The sequence below is a fragment of the Streptomyces sp. NRRL F-5135 genome (assembly GCF_000719775.1).
Lineage (GTDB): Bacteria > Actinomycetota > Actinomycetes > Streptomycetales > Streptomycetaceae > Streptomyces > Streptomyces hebeiensis.
In genome coordinates this window covers 253,860-271,705 of sequence record NZ_JOHR01000012.1, presented here as the reverse complement: position 1 = coordinate 271,705, position 17,846 = coordinate 253,860, and the positions used below count along the sequence as shown (strand labels likewise).

At 67.0% G+C, this 17,846-nt stretch carries 10 protein-coding genes and 1 pseudogene; 5 read left to right on the top strand and 6 right to left on the bottom strand.

What is annotated here, in order from left to right:
- Positions 1–20 precede the first annotated feature (20 nt).
- The 5 genes and pseudogenes from IG02_RS36775 to IG02_RS0122105 all read right to left on the bottom strand — a co-directional run bounded on the left by IG02_RS36775 (position 21) and on the right by IG02_RS0122105 (position 5,692).
- Positions 21–1,296, bottom strand: a pseudogene (locus IG02_RS36775) (lanthionine synthetase C family protein).
- A complete protein-coding gene (locus tag IG02_RS0122120) occupies positions 1,293–4,247 on the bottom strand; it encodes a lantibiotic dehydratase (RefSeq protein WP_030750828.1) in 2,955 nt (984 codons plus the stop codon). Before IG02_RS0122120 ends, IG02_RS36775 begins: the two are co-directional and overlap by 4 nt.
- 215 nt (positions 4,248–4,462) lie before the next feature.
- Complete coding sequence (locus IG02_RS0122115) at positions 4,463–4,642, bottom strand: FxLD family lanthipeptide (protein ID WP_030750825.1); 180 nt, start codon at positions 4,640–4,642, stop codon at positions 4,463–4,465.
- Positions 4,643–4,829: 187 nt separating this feature from the next.
- The gene (locus IG02_RS0122110) at positions 4,830–5,018 is read right to left on the bottom strand and encodes a hypothetical protein (RefSeq protein ID WP_019759144.1); all 189 of its coding nucleotides are present in this window, start codon (positions 5,016–5,018) and stop codon (positions 4,830–4,832) included.
- Between the two features lie 227 nt (positions 5,019–5,245).
- On the bottom strand, positions 5,246–5,692 hold the full coding sequence (locus tag IG02_RS0122105; RefSeq protein ID WP_030750821.1) for an ATP-binding protein: 447 nt from the start codon (positions 5,690–5,692) through the stop codon (positions 5,246–5,248).
- Between the two features lie 241 nt (positions 5,693–5,933).
- Between IG02_RS0122105 and IG02_RS0122100 the strand changes: the two genes are divergently transcribed.
- Together IG02_RS0122100 and IG02_RS0122095 are read left to right on the top strand one after the other, a co-directional pair.
- Positions 5,934–7,214 carry a Tat pathway signal sequence domain protein gene (locus IG02_RS0122100; protein ID WP_078854696.1) on the top strand — a complete coding sequence of 427 codons (1,281 nt, stop codon included), beginning with the start codon at positions 5,934–5,936 and terminating at the stop codon, positions 7,212–7,214.
- Positions 7,211–7,750: a GNAT family N-acetyltransferase gene (locus IG02_RS0122095; protein WP_030750815.1), complete on the top strand. Its 540-nt coding sequence runs from the start codon at positions 7,211–7,213 to the stop codon at positions 7,748–7,750. Before IG02_RS0122100 ends, IG02_RS0122095 begins: the two co-directional genes overlap by 4 nt.
- 107 nt (positions 7,751–7,857) lie before the next feature.
- On the opposite strand, the gene IG02_RS43960 is transcribed toward IG02_RS0122095, so the two are convergent.
- Positions 7,858–9,060 (bottom strand): DNA cytosine methyltransferase, encoded by a 1,203-nt coding sequence (locus tag IG02_RS43960; protein ID WP_078854695.1) that lies wholly within the window; start codon positions 9,058–9,060, stop codon positions 7,858–7,860.
- Positions 9,061–9,286: 226 nt separating this feature from the next.
- Between IG02_RS43960 and IG02_RS0122090 the strand changes: the two genes are divergently transcribed.
- From IG02_RS0122090 to IG02_RS0122080, 3 genes are read left to right on the top strand one after another with little or no spacing between them, the layout of a single operon-like run.
- A complete protein-coding gene (locus tag IG02_RS0122090) occupies positions 9,287–11,359 on the top strand; it encodes a hypothetical protein (RefSeq protein WP_158712367.1) in 2,073 nt (690 codons plus the stop codon).
- On the top strand, positions 11,360–12,340 hold the full coding sequence (locus IG02_RS0122085) for a hypothetical protein (RefSeq protein ID WP_030750811.1): 981 nt from the start codon (positions 11,360–11,362) through the stop codon (positions 12,338–12,340).
- Between the two features lie 23 nt (positions 12,341–12,363).
- The gene (locus tag IG02_RS0122080; RefSeq protein WP_030750809.1) at positions 12,364–17,811 is read left to right on the top strand and encodes a DEAD/DEAH box helicase; all 5,448 of its coding nucleotides are present in this window, start codon (positions 12,364–12,366) and stop codon (positions 17,809–17,811) included.
- The last annotated feature ends 35 nt before the right edge of the window (positions 17,812–17,846 follow it).

Sequence of the window (17,846 nt, the reverse complement as noted above, 5' to 3'; positions counted from 1 at the left end):
GAGCTCCTTCGGTCGGTGGATCAAGCGATGATGAGGCATGCGTCCCAGGCGGACCGGGGTGGTGCGGCGGTGCTGGGCGCGAGGAGGGCCAGGGCTATGCCGGCGGCGCCGTCGAGGAGGCCGTGGCCGCTTTCCTCGTCCTGGATGAGCGCCGTGGCCATGAGTTCGAGGTCGGTGCCCGGTGGGATGACCGCAGCCAGGAGGGCCGGGATCGTGGCTCGGAGCTTCCCCGCGGTCGAGGGGTGGGCGTCGTCGGCCGTACGCGCGGCAGCGTGGGCGAGGCCGGCGAATCCGTGGCAGAGGCCGTTGTCCGTCGTGGCCTTCAGCTGTTCGGGGTCGGTGAGGGCGGCCACGAGTGCGTTCTCCGCGTCGATCTGACGGCGGGTGTCGCCGAGGGCGAGCGCGGCAAGTTGCTGGGCGCGGGCGAGGCCGGCGGTGCCGTAGCACCAGGATGGCCGCCTGGGGGCTGACGGGCCGAGACTCCCCCTGCGCAGCTCTCGCTGAGTGACCCAGTACGGCCAGACCGGTCCGCCGTCGGCCTTCTCCTTCCAGCGGTCCAGCCAGGCAAGGATGGTGCGCAGTGCCGCGTGGTGCCCATCGGTGACGGTGCCGTTCCGGGCGGCGAGGGCTAGGAGCGCGAGCACGCCGCCGATGCCGTGGGCCATACCGGTGTTGGCGTGCCCGCCGGGGAATCGGTCGTCCAGGCTGCCCGAGGGCCCGGTCTCCGCCCACCAGCCCGGCAGAGTCTCGCCGTGGTGGGTGATCGGTTCGGTGAGGCGCACGCAGTAGTCGAGGACGGCGTGCAGCGTGGGGCTGCCGGGGCTTCGGCGCAGTAGGTAGGCGCCGTATCCGGTTAGGCCCCCGGATGGTGTCGAACTCGGCGAGCTGCGGCAGGCGTCCGGCGTCGATGCGGCGGTGTGCGGCGTCGAGACGGCGTCCGACGTCGACGGCGATCTGTCCGTCCATGGCGTCGAGGGCGCGTTGGTAGGAGTCGGGAAGGTGGTCGGCCGCACAGGTCAGGGCGTGGGCGAAGGCGGGTACTCCGTAGAACGGATGGCTGTCCGGGCCGCTGGTGAGCGGCTGACGGGAGGCGGCGGCGAGCCAGTCGTGGGCGCGGTGCCACGGTGCGAGGCCGTTCGCGGCGAGCTCGATGTGCAGGAGCGCGATGCCGGGCGGGCCGTAGGCAAGGTGCTGCCGGTCCGAGGACAGCGTCCTGGAGCCGAGGGGCACGGTGTCGGGGTCGGCGAGCTGGGTGGCGATGGCGTCGACCAGGCCGAGCGTGGGGTGGGCGGTCACGAGGCCCTCCCCCTGGTGCGGGCGGTCCAGGCCAGGGCGGCGGCGCGCGCCAGGTAGAGGCATACCTCTTCCTCCGGGAAGTTCACGGCGACGTGGCGTACGAAGTGGACGTGCAGCAGGGAGGTCAGGACGTCGTCGAGGGCGATGCCCTGGGTGTCCGGGCCGGGCAGGTGCGGCCGGTACGCGGCGAGCGCCGTATCCCGGTCAGTCCATCCGGACACGATGGCGTCTCCGCCCGGAACGCTGCGCAGGGCCGACCAGTCGTGGCTCGGGTCGGCGAGCCGTACAGCCTCGGTGAACTGCGGGCGTGGAACGGGCACGGGTGCGGTCGGCGAGACATGGTCGATCAGCCATTGCATCCCAGCCTCGGTGGTGCCGAGGAAGGCGCGGGTGGTGGCGACCGTGTGGGCCGCCACCAGCGTGCGCTGGCCCGGACGTTGTGGCTGCGCAAGTTGGGCCAGGACGGCGCGCGAGTCCGCCCGGAACACCTCCTCGGCCGCCGCCCATGCGGTGCCGGAGCCCCAGCGGCCCATCTCGCGGTAGGAGGTGGGATAGCGCAGGTCGGCCAGTAGGCCGATGCTTCGTAGTTCGTCGGCCCAAGTGCCCACCGTTCGGGCCGTGTCGGCGAAGGCTTCCGGGTCGGGGAGGGCGATGCGTACGCGGAGGTGCTGGTCTGGGTCGCGGAAGCGGATGAACCACCACGGCGGGTTGCCGAGTTGTTCGACAAGGCCGGGCAAGTGCCGGGAGAGCAAGACGTCTTGGCGGCGGGGGTCGCCGTACAGGGCGGCCAGAAGTACCGAGGAAGCGGCAGGCGTCTGCATCTGGGCCGCAGACAGGGCACGGGCGCGGCTGGGGGCTGGCAGTGGCGGCCATGCCGACGGCCTGGTTGCTTTGAGGGGCACCACGACCTCGTGGGCTCGCCCACTGCACCAGCCGTACGCCTCCGGTGCCGGGGCCTCGACGAGCACGGCGAGGCGCGAATGGTCGAGGTGCCGGCGCAGGAGCGCACGGTTGCCGGCCTCGTCGAGGTCGAGGAAAAGGCGCCGGTCGTCCTCGACGAGATGGACGCGGCGCGGCAGCCTCCGCCGGGTACGCCAGTCGCTGAGCGCGGCGTCCCACTCGGCCCGAGGGTGGGCATGGCCGGGCAGTTCGGACGCTTCCAGCCGCCAGCGCGCCGGGGCCAGCACGGTCCGGCCGTAACGCAGACGTGGCAGGAACGGCATCGCCGCTGCGGCGCCCCAGTCGAAGACGGTGACCTGCGCGCACTGGGCGCGGGACAGTTCGGTGAGGAACCGCACCAGTGGCGGGGTGTGGGTGCGCAGGTTCAGCGCGTGCATCCCGACGGCTTCCACTCGGTGGCCTCTCTCGGGGACGGCGAGGTACATGCGGCGGCTGTCGCACCCCACAGCCAAGTCCTCCGGGGTGAGGACGGTGCCCTGCGGGGCGCGGTGCTCCTGAAGGCTGATCACGGTGGGTAGAACCTGTGGGGAGCGAGTGACGTGGGCGCTCTCGGGGTGCAGGGGCGGGAAAGAGAGCTGCGTGGGCATGGTGTTGCCGTCTGCGGCCGGAAGATCGGCAAGCTCTGCGACCAGGGCCTCTCGGTCGGCGGGGGCCAGCAAGCTGAGGAATCGGCCCGTGGAGACGCCGGCGCCACGGGACACGTTCACGACCTCCAGCCGGAACCGCCCGCGCTGCAACTCCTCCAGGCTGGCCGCATGCACCCGCACCCCGATCTCCAGGTGCGGCGGCAGCCGGAGCTCGTCGGGACCCACGTCTAGGGCCTCAATCTGTTCGTCCGTGAGGATCACTTCGTCACGACCATCGAGCGCGGCGGCCTGAGCCAGCCGTACGAGGGCGTCATCCCGAGCGGAGACGCGGGGCCTGCGGGCACCAGCCGGAGCGCCTGGGTAGCCGTCGGGATAGCCGGTGCCGCTGTCCGCCACGACCTCCGTGACCGGCACCATCGTGCCGATGCCGTACCGCTCGTAGAACCGCTGGTGGTACTTGTTCCAGGCGGCGGTCCCGTACGGACGGCTGCTCAAGCGGGTCAGGATGAGAGCGGCGCGCTCGATCTCTCGGGCGACCGCTTCCGGCAGAACGATCTGTGCGTCCAGGCGGAGGTCGAGCGCGACGGGGTGGCGGCGCAGGCCAGGCACGAGGTCTCGCATCCGCGCCGCGACGCTGTCCCGGCCCCCGTGCGTGGCACATTCCTTCAGGCCCGCCCGGACCGCGTGGAGTTCACGCACGGTCTCCGCGACCGGGGCGAGGCTTCCGGCGTCGACGACGTCGAGCTGGCCCACCAGATACCCGAGGACGTCGGTCTCGGTGCTCGGAGCGTGCAGGCACGTGATCAGCACCCGCTGCCGGATCAACTCCGCCAGCAGTCGACGCACCTTCTCGGGACCGGCGTTGGGGAACTCCGCCTGGAGCTTGTCCACGAGGGTGCTGCACCGGATCGGCAGTCGGGTCGCGGCAAGGACCGCGCGCACCGGTCCGGTCAGGGCCAGAGACGCCTCAACCGCGCGAGTCCGGTCGTCCTGGACGTCGGGCTGGAACGGCACGACGAGCCGGTCTCCCCGGTACGTCACGGTGTTGTTGATGGCGACGGGCAGCCGTTCGAGGAGGTCCGGACACGACTCCAACCGCTCGACCACGGCAGCCACCCACTGTGCGCCCGCGCGGCCGACGGCCATGTGCTCTTCGCCCCAGTCGGACCGTGCCTGCGGGCCGAACTCCGCGGTGGCCACGCCGGCGAACAGGCCGAAGGGTGTCGCCCGGTGCTGGGCTCGCAGCAGGTAGCGGGCCACAGACAGCGCCGCGCGCTGCACATCCCGGAGGGTGGGATGCTCAGCCGTGCACAGGGCCCCTACCTGCGCGGCCAGGACCGGGCTGGAGTGCTGGAGTGCCTCGGCGACGTCCTTGTTCGCCCAGACCGCGCGCAGCCACGCCACGCGGGCAGACGAACCACCGGGCGAGCGGTCATCGAGGTCGGGGCACGGAGGAAACGGCAGCGAGGGCCGGGCCACGGCACGCACGAGAGCAGTGGAACCGGTGCGGAACGCTGCGGGCGGAGTAACCACCGAGTACCTCCGTAAGGCGAGGGGACGGGCGGCTGGTGCCGCCGCGGAGACGCGGCGGCACCAGACAGGGGTGATCTGGGGTCCGGTCAGGCGACGTTGGTGGTGCAGGCGCCGCAGGTGGACCCGCAGTTGTCGTCGGTCAGGTTGACCAGGCCCGCCGGGTCGGCGATCTCGACAAGGGAGACGTCCAGGTCGAAGCCGTCCGATGCCCCAGGGATGTGCGGGCGTACTTCGGTGCGGCTGGGAACTACGGTGCTGCGCGTCATGCTTCAACTCCTTGTAATCGTTGTGGTGTTACTGGGCTGGAGTGCCCACCAGGTGCCGTCGGGAGCGTTGCCAGACGGCTGCTCACCGGACGGCTCCTGGCTGCCCGGCAGGAGGGGACGTGCTCCGCGTAGGAAGTCCTCGCGGGGTGCCCGCCTCACGCCGGGAAGTCGTGTGCCGGGATTCTGATCAAGCGGATGCCGGTCGCCGCTCCATGAAGTAGGCGAGCGCCTGGGCCTTGAGGCGATCGAGGCACGGCTCGCACGCATAGAAGGGGGCGTGCTGCCCGTCCCACTGCACCGGGCCGAGCCAGATCACCAGGACGCCGGTACGCCCGCAGCCGAGCCAGCAGTCACCGGTGATCCACGGCCACTCCATGGAAGGACGTCCCCTTTCTCAGCTGGTCGGGATAGTCGATCTGGCGGCCTGACAGTTGGGAGCACAGGCCCAGAGCTGGAACAGCAGGCCCCAGTGGCGTATCTCGCCCAGCCGTCGACCGCTCGCTCCCAGTTGCCGGGCGCAGAGGGCGCAGTCCATGGCCATCTGCTGGCGGGGCCGGAGTCGGGCCAGATCCGGAAGGGGCGAGGGTTCCGTGGCCGGGATGCTCACTTGCCGCCCTCGGCACGGAGTTCCGCCCAGACCTCTTTGCCCCAAGGGCGTCTGTCGGAGCCGTGCAGGTCGTAGCCCCAGCGGTCGGCGACAGCGTCGACGAGGAGCAGCCCGCGGCCCGACTCGTCGTCGTCAGTCGCCTGGCTGAGTATGGGAAGACGTGATGGTTCCCGGTCCACGACCCCGACACGCAGTCGAGTCGCGCTCGGCCGCCCAACCCTGAGGCGAATCTCGGGACACGGAGTGTGCCTGGAGGCGTTCGCGATGAGCTCGGTGATGATCAGCGCGGCACGGTCGGCGAGGCCGTCGAGGTGCCACACCCCGAGGATGTCCCGGACGAGTTCGCGGCCGAGCTCGGCCGTGGCCGGCTCGCACGGAAACGTCTGGCTGTACGTGGGGTGGCCAACGAAGCGGGCCTCAACTGGTGTTCTCAGACTCGTCATTGGGGTGGAGCCTTCGTGTCGTCTCGGCGCCCAGCCCGCCCCTGCGGGGGAACCTCAGGAGCGGGCCGGGCCGTCAACAGCCGCCCGCACGGTGGGGTGCGGCGGGCGACCAGCACCCAGACAACTCCCTTTCCCAACAGGTTGGTTAGGACGTTCAGGCGCTCAGCCGACGGACCGACCTAGGGCGTTTTGACCTCTCCTTTACCTGACGGGTGGGGATCGCGCGGGCTACCGTGCCCGCATGGACACCACCCGCAACACCGTTCTTGAGGCGTGGATGGCCGAACACGGTTACAGCTCCAACAGCCTCGCCGAGGCCGTGAACAGGGCTATTGAACGGTTGACCGGGCACCCTGGTGGACTCGACGGCTCATCGGTCCGGGCATGGAAAGCGGGCCGGGTCTCGTGGCCAAAGTCAGCCGCCCGCAAGGCCCTTGAGGATGTCACCGGACTACCCGCCGTCGCTTTAGGGTTCGTGCCACGGGGCCGGCCTTCGTCCACCCCGGCCCCACCGCAGCAGGAGGACCCCGACATGAAGCGCCGTACTCTCGTCGGCAGCATCGCGGCGGCTGCCGCAGCAGCCGCACCCGGTACCGCATCGCCGCGACGTATCGGCATGAGCGACGTCAACCGCCTCAACAAGCGCTTCGCCGAGATCATCGCCAGCGACCACCGCCACGGCGGACAACTCGGCATCGAACAGCGGGCCGCCGCCCTCGCCGACGAGGCGCTCAACCTCCAGAACGCCGGCAGCGCCACCCAGCGCGTACGAAGCAACCTCTACGCCTCAGCAGCCGCCTTCCGCTCCTCCGCGATGTGGGCCGCCATCGACGGCCGCCGCTACGACGTCGCCAAGGCGCACATGCGCGAGGCCCAGGCCCTCGCCGAGATGTCCGGCGACCAGGCCATCAAGTTCCGCATCTGGAGCCACGCCGGCACCATGTACCGCCACATGGGCCGACCGGCGGACGCGTTCGCCGCCAACGACGTCGCCCGCAACCTGCACCTCACCCGCCGTGACCCCCTGTTCGCCTCCCTCGGCCTGGCCCGCCAGGGCGCCATCCACGGCGCAGCACAGGACCGCACTGGAACCCGCCGCGCATTCGAGCAGGCGCAGGACGCCATGCTGCGCGCCGACCCCGCCGACTACCGGCCGGTGTGGATGCTCGCCTTCTACGACCAGGCCGAACTGGACTCCCTGGCCCTCTCCGCACACTTGGCCCTCGGCGCCTACTCGACCGCCGAGTACCACGCCCACCGCTGCCTGTCCGCCCTCCGACCCCACATGATCCGGTCCCGCGCCATCACCACCACCCGGCTCGCCCACGCCCAGCTCTCCCAAGGCGCCCCCGACGCCGCAACGGCCACCGCAATGAAGGTCCCCGCCGAAGCCGCCACCCAGCACGCCCGGGTCACGCGCATGCTGCAGGAGTTCGGCGCCGCACTGCGCGCCACCGCGCCGGGCAGCTCCACCGTGCAGACCTGGACCGAGCACACCGCCGCCTGGAGGATGGCTGCATGACCACGGCGCCCCCCATCGAACTGCGCACCTTCACCACCCTCGACACCGCCCGCGGCGACCTCCTCGACGTGTACGCCGACGTGCGCGCCCCGCTCCTCCACCTGCCGAACTACGCGGTCACCGCGTTCGGCGAACGCCTGGACCGACACGGCACCGAGCCGGGATTCACGGCCGTCCTCGCGTACGCGGACGGGCATCCGGTCGGCTACGCCTACGGCAACACCATCGAGCACGGCGACCGCTACTGGCAGCGCACCAGCCCGACGCCGGCCGAGAAGTACACCGAGCGCCCGGCGTTGGCCCTGAAGGAGATCGGCGTCCGGCCGGCCTGGCGGAAGACCGGCACCGCCCGCCGCATCCACGACGCCCTCCTCGCCACCCGCGACGAGCCGTTCGTCACCCTCATGGTGAACCCGGCCGCCGGGGACGGGAAGGTCCACGCGCTCTACAGGTCGTGGGGGTACGAGGACATCGGGCGGAGCCAGCCGTCACCGGCCTCGCCGGTTCTAACCGTGATGATCCGGTCAAGCCACTAAAAACCCGCACCCGTCACAGCCCGCCTTCTGGGTTCAGCGGCGCAGACGCTCCCTCTTCGGCCGAAGGCTCGCCCAGCAACAGATTTCGCAGAAGAGGGCAGATCAGGTCAGCCTCTCGTCGCCAACCGTCGAGGCGAAGGTCCGACCCCCTCGCCTGGATGAGCCTCCTTGGTACCCACGTGGGGTTGGTACGCCTCAGGAATTGGGACAGGCGCGACGGCACGCGGGACCCTCGGCTGACGCTCGGGCAGCAAAGACGGCGCTCCCGACAAGAGACGAGCTCTGGCTGAAGCCCCACCCAGTTCAAGGTCTCTCACGATTGTTCGCCCCAGCACCTCTGCAAGTAGCGGGGGGGTCGCGTTACCCACCATCCGCCGACCGGCGCGAAACGGCTGATCGATGCTCCATTCATCAGGGAAGGTCTGCAAGCGCATTTGCTCACGCACGGAAAGGGGCCGATTATCCCAGTGGAACGGCCCAGTGCTCGGCCCAGGAGAGGCCGGCAAGGTCCAGGACGGTCGGTCCTTGGCCAGCTTCAGCAGAAACGACCAGTACCGAGTTCGCCAGCCGAAGAGTTCCTCACCGTCGCCACGGGCGGTGAGATGGAGATAGTTGCCACCTTCCGGGATGGAAGGCAGTAGCGCTGCCCATTGCCCCGTAGCAGCAGGCTTCTCGTCCTCTTCAAGATCCCAAAGCACGTCCCAGGCCCGCATCGGGTCGCCTGCATGCGTCGCCTCTGGCAGGTGAACCTCTGCACCGTCCCGGTACGCAATGCCGATAGCCCGGCGTCGATGCTGAGGCACCCCGTAGTCAGCTGCGTCAACGACCTTGGCCACCATCCTGTAGGAGGTGCCATGCCGATCGTTGATACCCGCGAGCCCATCGTCAATGACCTCGGAGGCGTTCCCGTTCCCTCTCAAGAACCCCTCAACGTTCTCGACAAGTAATGCCCTAGGGAGGAAACCCTCAACCAGGTCGAGCATCCCATGCACAGACTTGGCGCGGTCGTCCTCCATGCCGCTGCGGGCAGTCGAAGCCCACTGCGCAGCCTTTGAAAACGGCTGACAAGGCGGCCCCCCCGCAATGAGGTCGAGTTGCCCTCGCTTCATCCCTAGCGCTCGGGGAGTCAGGTACTGGGCAGCAGTGTTGACATCGCCGTTGCCAGGCATGACCCATCCCGGCCGATTGGCTGCGAGCACGGCCCTGGCGTCAGCGGCAACTTCCATGCAAGCGACGGTAGCCAGCCCAGCCCTCTCCAGACCCACGTCAAGGCCACCCGCTCCTGTGAAGAGAGAGAGCACCTTCCCCATGGGCCGGGTTCGCGCTGACGATCGTGCGGCGGTCAACGGAGGCACTCCCCGAAGTAGATCTGCTCAATGTCTTGACAGAGGGAGCTCACCGGAGAAACCCGCGGTTGTCAAGGCAGTCGGGCAGTTAAGCAGGCACAGGCCCCAAGAGTATCCGACAGATGTTCGAAAAGCGACCAATGTCCTACCGATGGGCTAACGTCTCCCTACGCAGATGAGGGGGTTGCCCATGGACTATGACAGCTGGAACAAAGTTCTCACGGAACACTTCTTCCCTCTCCGTGAAGCAGCAGCCCCTGTGTACTTGTCGGTAGACGATGCCCTGCTCACCGAACTGCTGACCAGTCACACCCAGACTGCCACAACGGTCACGACCGCAGCCGAGAACTTCCAAACTGCCATCAGAAGCCGGGTCTTCGGGCGCGACCCCTTCGAAGGCATCGCCTCCCGTGCTCGCCGCTGGCGCCGACACGGGGCCGCGGGCGACCCGCCCTTCATCGCACTCCTCGCAGCGACAGTGCTCGCGGCCTCCAGGATGCACCGCTCCGACAACCCTGCAGTCGGCAAGTTTTCCTACTACGGCCCGCTCCGCGAGCTGCTCGGCCTGCACGAAGGCTCCGGCATACCGGACGGCTACGACGTGATCGTGCCCACCCTGTGGGGTCACCTGAAGTGGTGGCTGACCGAGCATGAACAGGGCCGCCGTGGCCTGCCCTCCGCTATTCCCCATGCGACCCAGGTCAACATCGGCTGGTCCCTGTCCCAAGCCGTTCTGGTCGGATCGGACCGCGTGCAAGTCGGGCTGTTCCTGTCAGCGATCGGGGCGCAGCCGGGAGATTCGGTCCCCGAAGCGGAACTCCTCGCCCGGTTCCAGGAGTGGGTACGGCTCAATCGGCCCAGCCCGCGAATCCAGCGCGCTCTGGCATCGCCGGAGTTGCGACCGATCCTGGCGAGCGTCCTACAGCAGGAACTCGCCCACTACGACGGGCTCCCGAGAAACTCCGCTGGCCTGCCGTATGTGCCCTTGTCTCTCACGACCGATGCCGGCGGTTTCCCCTACGGCATCGCAGCCCGCATCCCCTCCCACCTCCGTCTCGAATCGCTCAGTCTGAACGGCGACATCGTCAGGGTCCCCTCGGGCGCGGAATGGTTACCTCTCACGCCTCCGGACCAGAAGCTCACTCCGGGATCGGCGCTCGAACTGGCCGCCGACACCGCCACACTTACGCTCCCCGCTCGCGACCTCTACGTCCTCCAGGCCAACGACCTGGTCGGGAAGTGGACGTCCGTCAATACAGCGGAAATCGGCGTGCCGCATCGGGTATTGGTGAGAACAGCCTTCGCAGCGCAGGCCGAGGCGGTGATGCTTGCCTGTGGGTCAGACGCCGTACGCCAGCCCCGCAGAGTTCAAGTGCCGGACGGCTGGACGTTGTTCAGGGACTACACACCGACCCGAACCACGACGGTCCGAGGCATCGTCGGCCCGCTGGCCCCACTGCACCAGCAGTTGGCCCGTCTGTCCGGCGGCCTCCGCATCGATGGTGGCAAACAGACCTACCTCCTGGGGTACGCACCCGACCTTGTTCTGCCAGCGACTTCCGATGACCATCCGCGCACCGTCACAATCGACGGGGTGCCCTTGCCGCCGGTTTCCCCAGTGTCGACGGACGCGATCACGATCCGGCTAGCGGATCGAGTGCACTCCGTCGGCGAGCACGAGATCGAGGTCGAGAATCGCAAGCTCACCTTCACCCTGGTCGAGCGCTACCGAGAGAGGGTTGCCCTGCCACTACTAGCGCTCCCTCCGAGGAGCGACAAGCTGGCTACCATCCCCAGCAGGATCCCGAACGCGGCAAGTCCGTCGGCGCCCGCCCCCTGGCTGCCGCCCGGCCATTTGTCCGGCTCGTTCTTCGGAAGCTATCAACGCGACCCGCTCCCTTCGACGAGCCTCCTGCGCCTCGGCGGCTCGATCTACGCCCTGGGCAGGAATCGCCTCGCTGCCCAGCTCGCTCCCGAAGCGCCAGCCTGGATCGCCACCATGGACCACGTGCCTCACGCGATCGACATCGAACCGCTGCTCGCTGCTCTGCCTTTCCAAGCTCTATGGCTGCTTCAGGTGACCAGTTCCCAGAACGCCAGGGCCTGGCGAGCCCCGATCGTCCAACCCGGCTCGTACAGCGCGCCTTCAGGGAGCTGGACGATTCTGAGCCAAGCCGACTGGCGCAGGCTGACCTCGGGAAACATCACCACCACCGCAGTGGCTTGTGCACAAGACTGGACCGACTACACGGCAGGGAAGTGAATGGTGCACGACGAGCTGCTCCTGTGGTGCTCCGAACGCGGCGCCGGGAGCCTCGATGCCTTCCGCGACACGTACGCATGGCTGGGGAAGGGCAAGCAGGACAGTTCGACGCTGGACTGGCGCATCGCGCTGTACAACCTGCAGGTTCTCGGGCATGTCGAAGTGGACTGGGAAGCCCGGATCTGGAGTGTGACGCCACCGGTCCTCACCACCTTGCCCGATTCCGGAGGGCACGCGCTCCTGGTGGGGCAAAGGCCGCTCTGGCTCATACAGCGGCTGGAACGGCTGCACGAAGACCCTGACCCTGACATTGCCGCCCTCGCACAGTCCGTCGTACCACTTCCGCCATATCGACAGGCCGACGGCCCGTCGGTGCGGATGGTGTCATTAGCGGACCCTGATGAATGCCGCGCCCTCTGCGAGGTACTCGGCATCGCCTTCGAGGACCGCGCCGCGGATCAACTCGTTCTGCGTCTTCCCCGCTTCCAAGAAATGCTTACCGAGCGTGGCGTACAGCGAGGGCCCGGCGGCATCGAGCCTCAGAAGATGTCCGAGGGGGGCAGCGACATCTGGACAGATGTCGAAGGCCACGGCGAACCACCCCTCCACGGCGCCTACCGGTATCAGCGCTACAACACCCACCGCTATATCTACTGGATTGAAATGAGCGGCTTCATCGCCGACAAGCGCACGGTGATGTACGCGGAACTCGCTCGCGCAGAACGCTGGGTGCTGCGGTACAGCCTGCTGCGACAGGAACTTTACGCCCCGAAACGCATGCAGCTACCGCATCTCCACGCCCGCGCCGCCGTGCTGCGCAGCGGCCTGCTGCCGCAACTAACCGCGCTCGACCCGCAGATAGCGCCAGACCGGCAGTCGATCCCTGAGCACAAGAGCTACGTCAGATACGTGAACATCGACGAGGCATTCGCCAGCAAATTGGCCGAATCCCTATACCAGAAACTTCAACTCGTCCCCTAAGTCTGGCCCCCGTGAGGATCTTGATGTCTGGCATCTCCCCGTCGGCCGTCCACGGCCGACTTGCCGATTACTTCCAGCGGTATTACGACACCGCCTACTCCCTTCGCGACTCTTCGGTGGGCGAGGAACTCAGAGAGCTACTCCGCAGTCCCGGGGTCCTCTTTCAGGAGCCGTATCTGGAACTCTTGCCTCAATACGTGCAGTCAGCCCAGACCCTGGAAGAGCTAACGGCGGAAATAGGACTTCCGGAGTTCGCCGGACTTCTAGGATCCGGTCTGCTCCGGGGAATCCCCAGGCTCTATACCCACCAGGCGGAGGCACTGAAGGCAAACAACCACGGACGGGACATCGTGGTGACGTCGGGAACCGGTTCCGGAAAGACCGAAGCCTTCCTCGTCCCGGTGCTAGCCAGACTGACCGATGAATCCCGTCAGTGGGCACCGACAGGGCCCCAGGGTGCCGAGCAGCCCTGGTGGCGCACGTCACAGCACTGGCAAGCTCAGCGCCACGGGAGCGGTCGCCCCTCGGCCATGCGCGCCATGTTCCTCTATCCAATGAACGCGCTGGTGGAGGACCAGCTGATCAGGTTGCGACGCAGCCTGGACGCACCGGACGTACGCGACTGGTTCGACAGGCACCGTGACGGCAACTGCTTCCACTTCGGACGCTACACCGGCCGCACCCCGGTTGCCGGCCCGCTGGAGCTAGCTTCCAAGCCGAACTCCTCCAAAATGAAGGAATTGCGCAGGACTCTGGCCTCGATGGAGGACCGAAGCCGCCAACTGGAGCAGCGCATCGCGGACGGCCTTGTGGAGGACGAAGAAGCCCGCTACTTCCTCCAGCGCCCCTTCGGGGCCGAGATGCGTTCTCGCTGGGACATGCAGGTCGCTCCGCCGGACATCCTCATCACCAACTACAGCATGCTCAACATCATGCTCATGCGCCGAGACGAGGATCCGATCTTCGATCGGACCCGTGACTGGCTGGAGAGTTCCAAGAACCACGTCTTCAGCCTGGTCGTGGACGAACTCCACATGTACAGGGGCACTCAGGGCACTGAGGTCGCCTACCTCCTGCGCAAGCTTATCGACCGGCTCGGGTTGTCCACCGATTCCGACCAACTGTCCGTGATCGCCACCTCCGCCTCCATGGATCCGGAAAACCCGGTGGACCGGAAGTTTCTGAGCGACTTCTTCGGACGGTCAGCCGACCGCTTCTCCGTGCTGGCCGGTGAACGCGTCCGGACCACGGGCAGGACCGATCTCATGCCCTGGGCAGACACCGTTGGCCAAGGAACAGATGCCCTGCCGCCACTTCCTCACCGACACGCGGCGCTCCAGGCCGCGTTCAGAGCGAGCGACGAGGACGACTCCCCCCGAGCAAAGCCGCTGACCAACGTATCCGCCAAGCTCTTCCCTGGCCTCGCACCCGACAAGGCGCTGGACGCCACTGACGCACTCATCTCGCGCCTCGACGGGGAGGCGGATGCCGGCTCGCGATTCCGGCTCCACCTATTCTTCCGGAACGTCACCGGCATGTGGGCATGCGCGGATCGCAACTGCTCGGAGGTCCAACCACGCACCGCGGAGTCATCGGCGGAACGCCTAGTCGGAAAGCTCTACAGCCGACCCAGGTATTCCTGCGAATGCGGCGCTCGCGTCCTGGAATTGCTGTACTGCGACACGTGCGGAGAGGTCTTCCTCGGCGGATTCAATTCTCCGACCATCGGCCCTGATCCCACCAGGCGCTACCTGGTATCCACCGCAACCGATCTCGAATCCCTCCCGGACAAAGCTCGCTTCGATCGCACCGCCGATGTCTACAGCATCTTCCTGCCCACCGCGGGAGAACGCTCCGATCTCGACGTATCGCCGCACAAACACAAGGGTGGCCGACCGAAGGCAAAGAATCGGCCGGAATACACGTTCACCTTTGTTCCGGCCGTGCTGGATCCCGTGAGCGGCAAGGTTGGCAGCTACCCGAACGAGGAGAACAACGGATACCTGCTGGTGGCACAGAGCCAACCGCAGGGCCACCTCGGGAAGGTCCGCGCCTTTCCCACAGTCTGTCCCTGCTGCGGGGAAGACAAAGAGATCTTCAAGAACGTCCGCCAGTTCGAAGACCCGTCACGGTCCCGGTCCCCCATCCGCACCATGGGTACAGGTTTTGAGAAGTCCAACCAGGTCCTGACTGACGCCCTCAAAAGGCAGCTGCAGACGAAGATCGTCGTCTTCTCGGATAGCCGACAGGACGCCGCCCGCATCTCCGCCGGCCTGGAGCGATCGCACTATCAGGACTTGGTCAGGCAGCTCGTGATCGCCGCCCTCGACCATCCGCAGGATCTCGTGGCCCTAGCAGCAGAGTCCTTCAAGGGGAATCAGGCAGGCCAGGCCGCGCTAGCCCAGCTCGCTGCGACTGGTTCACCCGAACTGGTCGCAGCAGTGGTCGCCTTGGCCCATGACAGCCTCACCCCCGAGCACGAACGCGTGCTAGCGGACTACCGAGCCCAGCAGAAGGGCCCGACACTTGTCGAACTCGGTAACGGAGTCAGCACGCAAGCAGTCACATACGGCGTGCATCCCGGTGGACCCTCGTTTTCGCTGAGCGCAAGCACCGAGTCACGGAGCTGGACCAATCTCTACGATTGGAACAGTGGCGTCCCGGTCCAACGGCCCGATACCTCCCTCACCAACGATCTGCGTGTCCTGAGTTCCGAAATCCACCGGACAGTGCAGGCACAGGTCCAGCAGGCGGTCTTTGCGGGAGGCGGCCGCGACCTGGAGTCGCTCGGCATCGGCCATGCCGCTCAGGACATCACCTTCAAGAGCCGACTGCTGGATGACGAGGTCTTCCGCCAGGTGTGCCTGTCCACGCTGAGGCTGCTGGGTGTGCGCCGCCAGTTCCAGGAGCAGCGGCCTGAGCCGCCGGCGAATCTGCACACGGCAGCGAGAAAATACATCAACGCCGTCGCACAACGTCACGATGTATTCCCGGACGCGCTGGTCCAGGAGGTGAAGAATGCACTCGGTCTGAGCGACGCGGAGCCACGGATCGAAGGGCAGAAGATCAGGATCGTCCTGGCCAGCGGGACAGAATGGCGCTGTGAACGCTGTACCAGAAGGCACCTGCACGGCTCGGCAGGCGTCTGTGCTTTCTGCCTTAGCTCACATCTCGTTGCCCAACCCCTCGACCCGAATTCCGTCACCCTGGACGACTACTACACTTTCCTGGCCCGCGAGGCCGGGATCCCCTTCAGACTCCACTGCGAAGAGCTGACGGGCCAGACCGACAACGACGACGCGCAAGCCCGGCAAGCCCTCTTCCAATCGGTCTTTCTGAGCGGGAAGGACATCGAGTTGGTCGATGAGATCGACCTACTCAGCGTCACCACCACGATGGAAGCCGGCGTCGACATCGGCGCACTCCGCGCGGTGGTAATGGCGAACATGCCACCACAGCGCTTCAACTACCAGCAGCGCGTGGGCCGGGCTGGCCGCCGACTCGATCACCTGTCCATCGCCCTGACGCTCTGCCGTGGCACCAGGACCCATGACGACCACTACTTCCAGCACCCCTATCGCATCACCGGCGACCCCTCGCCGAGCCCATACGTGGATCTCGATCGCCTGGAGATCCTGCGCCGCTGCTATGCCGCAAGCCTGCTGACTCTCGCCTTCCGGTCGGTCGAGGGATCGTCCGACTGGGATCCGGGACGCAACGTCCACGGGCCCTTCGGGACCGTCAGCGGATGGCCATTGGTGCGGGATGACGTCCGTACCTGGCTGGCCGGCAACGACATCGCTAAGAGACACGCGGGCCAGGTTCTCCTGCAGGGGGCGTCTCCTGGCGCGCCTTCGCTGGATGATCTGGTCTCCTGGGCCACTTTCCGCCTCTACTCCGAGATCGAGGAAGTGGTGACGAACGCGCCGGACGCGGGGCCGCTCAGTCAATCGCTCGCGGAGCGTGGAGTGCTCCCCATGTTCGGATTCCCCACCCGGGTCCGCAATCTGCATCATCAGAGGCCGCACGGACCGGAACTCACCGACGTCATCGACCGGGACATCGACATCGCCATCTCGGAGTGGGCGCCCGGCGGTGAAGTGGTCAAGGACAAGGCGTTGCACACAGCAGTCGGCCTCGTGACGTACGAGCCCGCGGGCGGGCAGTGGCTTCCCGGCAAGGCCCCGGACAGTGATCGTCTGACGGTGGGCATCTGCGCCAAGTGCCTCTCCGTCAATCTCCGTGAATCCGAGCATTCGTGTCCTGTGTGTGGGGCTACCACAGGAGAAGCCGGCGACTACCGGATGCTCCCGTCGTGTCAGCCTCTCGGTTTTCGTACCAGCTACACCGCTCAGGATTACGACGGCACCTTCGAGTTCACGCCACGCGCATTCTCCGCGCGCCTTACCCTCGACACGACATCAGCGCTCGTCCCACGCTGCACTAAGGCCGCTGAATTCAAGAGTGGCCAGGGACGCATCGTGGTGGTCAACGCGGGAACTGGTGAGGGGTACCAGTTCGGCAAGGTCAAGGGACACGACGGTCTCCTGGACACGCAACTCCTGGCCGATGCCGACCGCGCGAGAGATCTGGGCCTGCCCACCCAGCCTTCCGTCAGCAATGAGGAGAAGCTGGCACTGGCCTCGGCAAAACTGACCGACGTTCTCTTGGTCGGTCTCCGCGAGCAGCCCGCCGATCTAGCTCTCGACCCTAGACGCATGGCCGCAAGGGCTGCTTGGCTCTCACTCGGTACGGTTTTCAAACTCGCTGCTGTCAGGCTATTGGACATCGACGGAAGAGAACTCTCGGCGGGTCTGTACCCCGTCCGGGGAGAAGAGGAGGGCAGTGTCCAGGCACAAGTCTTCCTCTCGGACACCTTGGAGAACGGTGCCGGATATTCGACCTGGCTGGGGAAGCGCCCTGCCGATTTCCTGCTCGCCGCGCGTGAGGTCGCGGCCGATCTCACCCATCACCGCTCCGGCAGCTTGGTGGCCGCACCCTGCGACTCGTCCTGCTACGACTGCCTGCGGGACTACAGCAACAGCGCCTATCACCCGCTGCTCGATTGGCGCCTTGCCACACAGATGGTCGAACTGCTCGATGGGGAGAACCCGGACTTCACTGCTGAGGAGGTCTATGCGTTCGAGCGCGTAGAGCAGTTCGCCAGAAGCTTCTCGCACTGGAAGGCCGATTCCTCCCACGGCCTTCCAGTCCTGAAAGACATCCAGCACGATGATCTCGCTGTCCTCATCACCCATCCTCTTGAGTCCTGGACCGGACCCGCCCGCTCGAAGCGTGTGGCCCGCGCGCTGGCCTCGCTGGAAGCAGAGGGCTTCGAGGTGTTCGAGGAGTTCGAAAACCCGGTCCTGGGCAGCGAACCACCACAGCGCGCGGTCGTCGCCGTCGATACGTTTGAACTGCTTCGACGGCCCGGCTGGATCGAGTCGAGACTACAGAGCCTTTTCGACTGACCGATCGGGCAGCGGGCAGGGGCACCTTTCTACCC

Excerpts from the sequence above, each read along its gene's own strand:
- IG02_RS0122095 (WP_030750815.1), top strand. The coding sequence starts at position 7,211 with ATGACCACGGCGCCCCCCATCGAACTGCGCACCTTCACCACCCTCGAC.
- IG02_RS0122115 (WP_030750825.1), bottom strand. The coding sequence starts at position 4,642 with ATGACGCGCAGCACCGTAGTTCCCAGCCGCACCGAAGTACGCCCGCAC.
- IG02_RS0122085 (WP_030750811.1), top strand. The coding sequence starts at position 11,360 with ATGGTGCACGACGAGCTGCTCCTGTGGTGCTCCGAACGCGGCGCCGGG.
- IG02_RS0122090 (WP_158712367.1), top strand. The coding sequence starts at position 9,287 with ATGGACTATGACAGCTGGAACAAAGTTCTCACGGAACACTTCTTCCCT.
- IG02_RS43960 (WP_078854695.1), bottom strand. The coding sequence starts at position 9,060 with ATGGGGAAGGTGCTCTCTCTCTTCACAGGAGCGGGTGGCCTTGACGTG.
- IG02_RS0122100 (WP_078854696.1), top strand. The coding sequence starts at position 5,934 with ATGGACACCACCCGCAACACCGTTCTTGAGGCGTGGATGGCCGAACAC.
- IG02_RS0122110 (WP_019759144.1), bottom strand. The coding sequence starts at position 5,018 with ATGGAGTGGCCGTGGATCACCGGTGACTGCTGGCTCGGCTGCGGGCGT.
- IG02_RS0122105 (WP_030750821.1), bottom strand. The coding sequence starts at position 5,692 with ATGACGAGTCTGAGAACACCAGTTGAGGCCCGCTTCGTTGGCCACCCC.
- IG02_RS0122080 (WP_030750809.1), top strand. The coding sequence starts at position 12,364 with ATGTCTGGCATCTCCCCGTCGGCCGTCCACGGCCGACTTGCCGATTAC.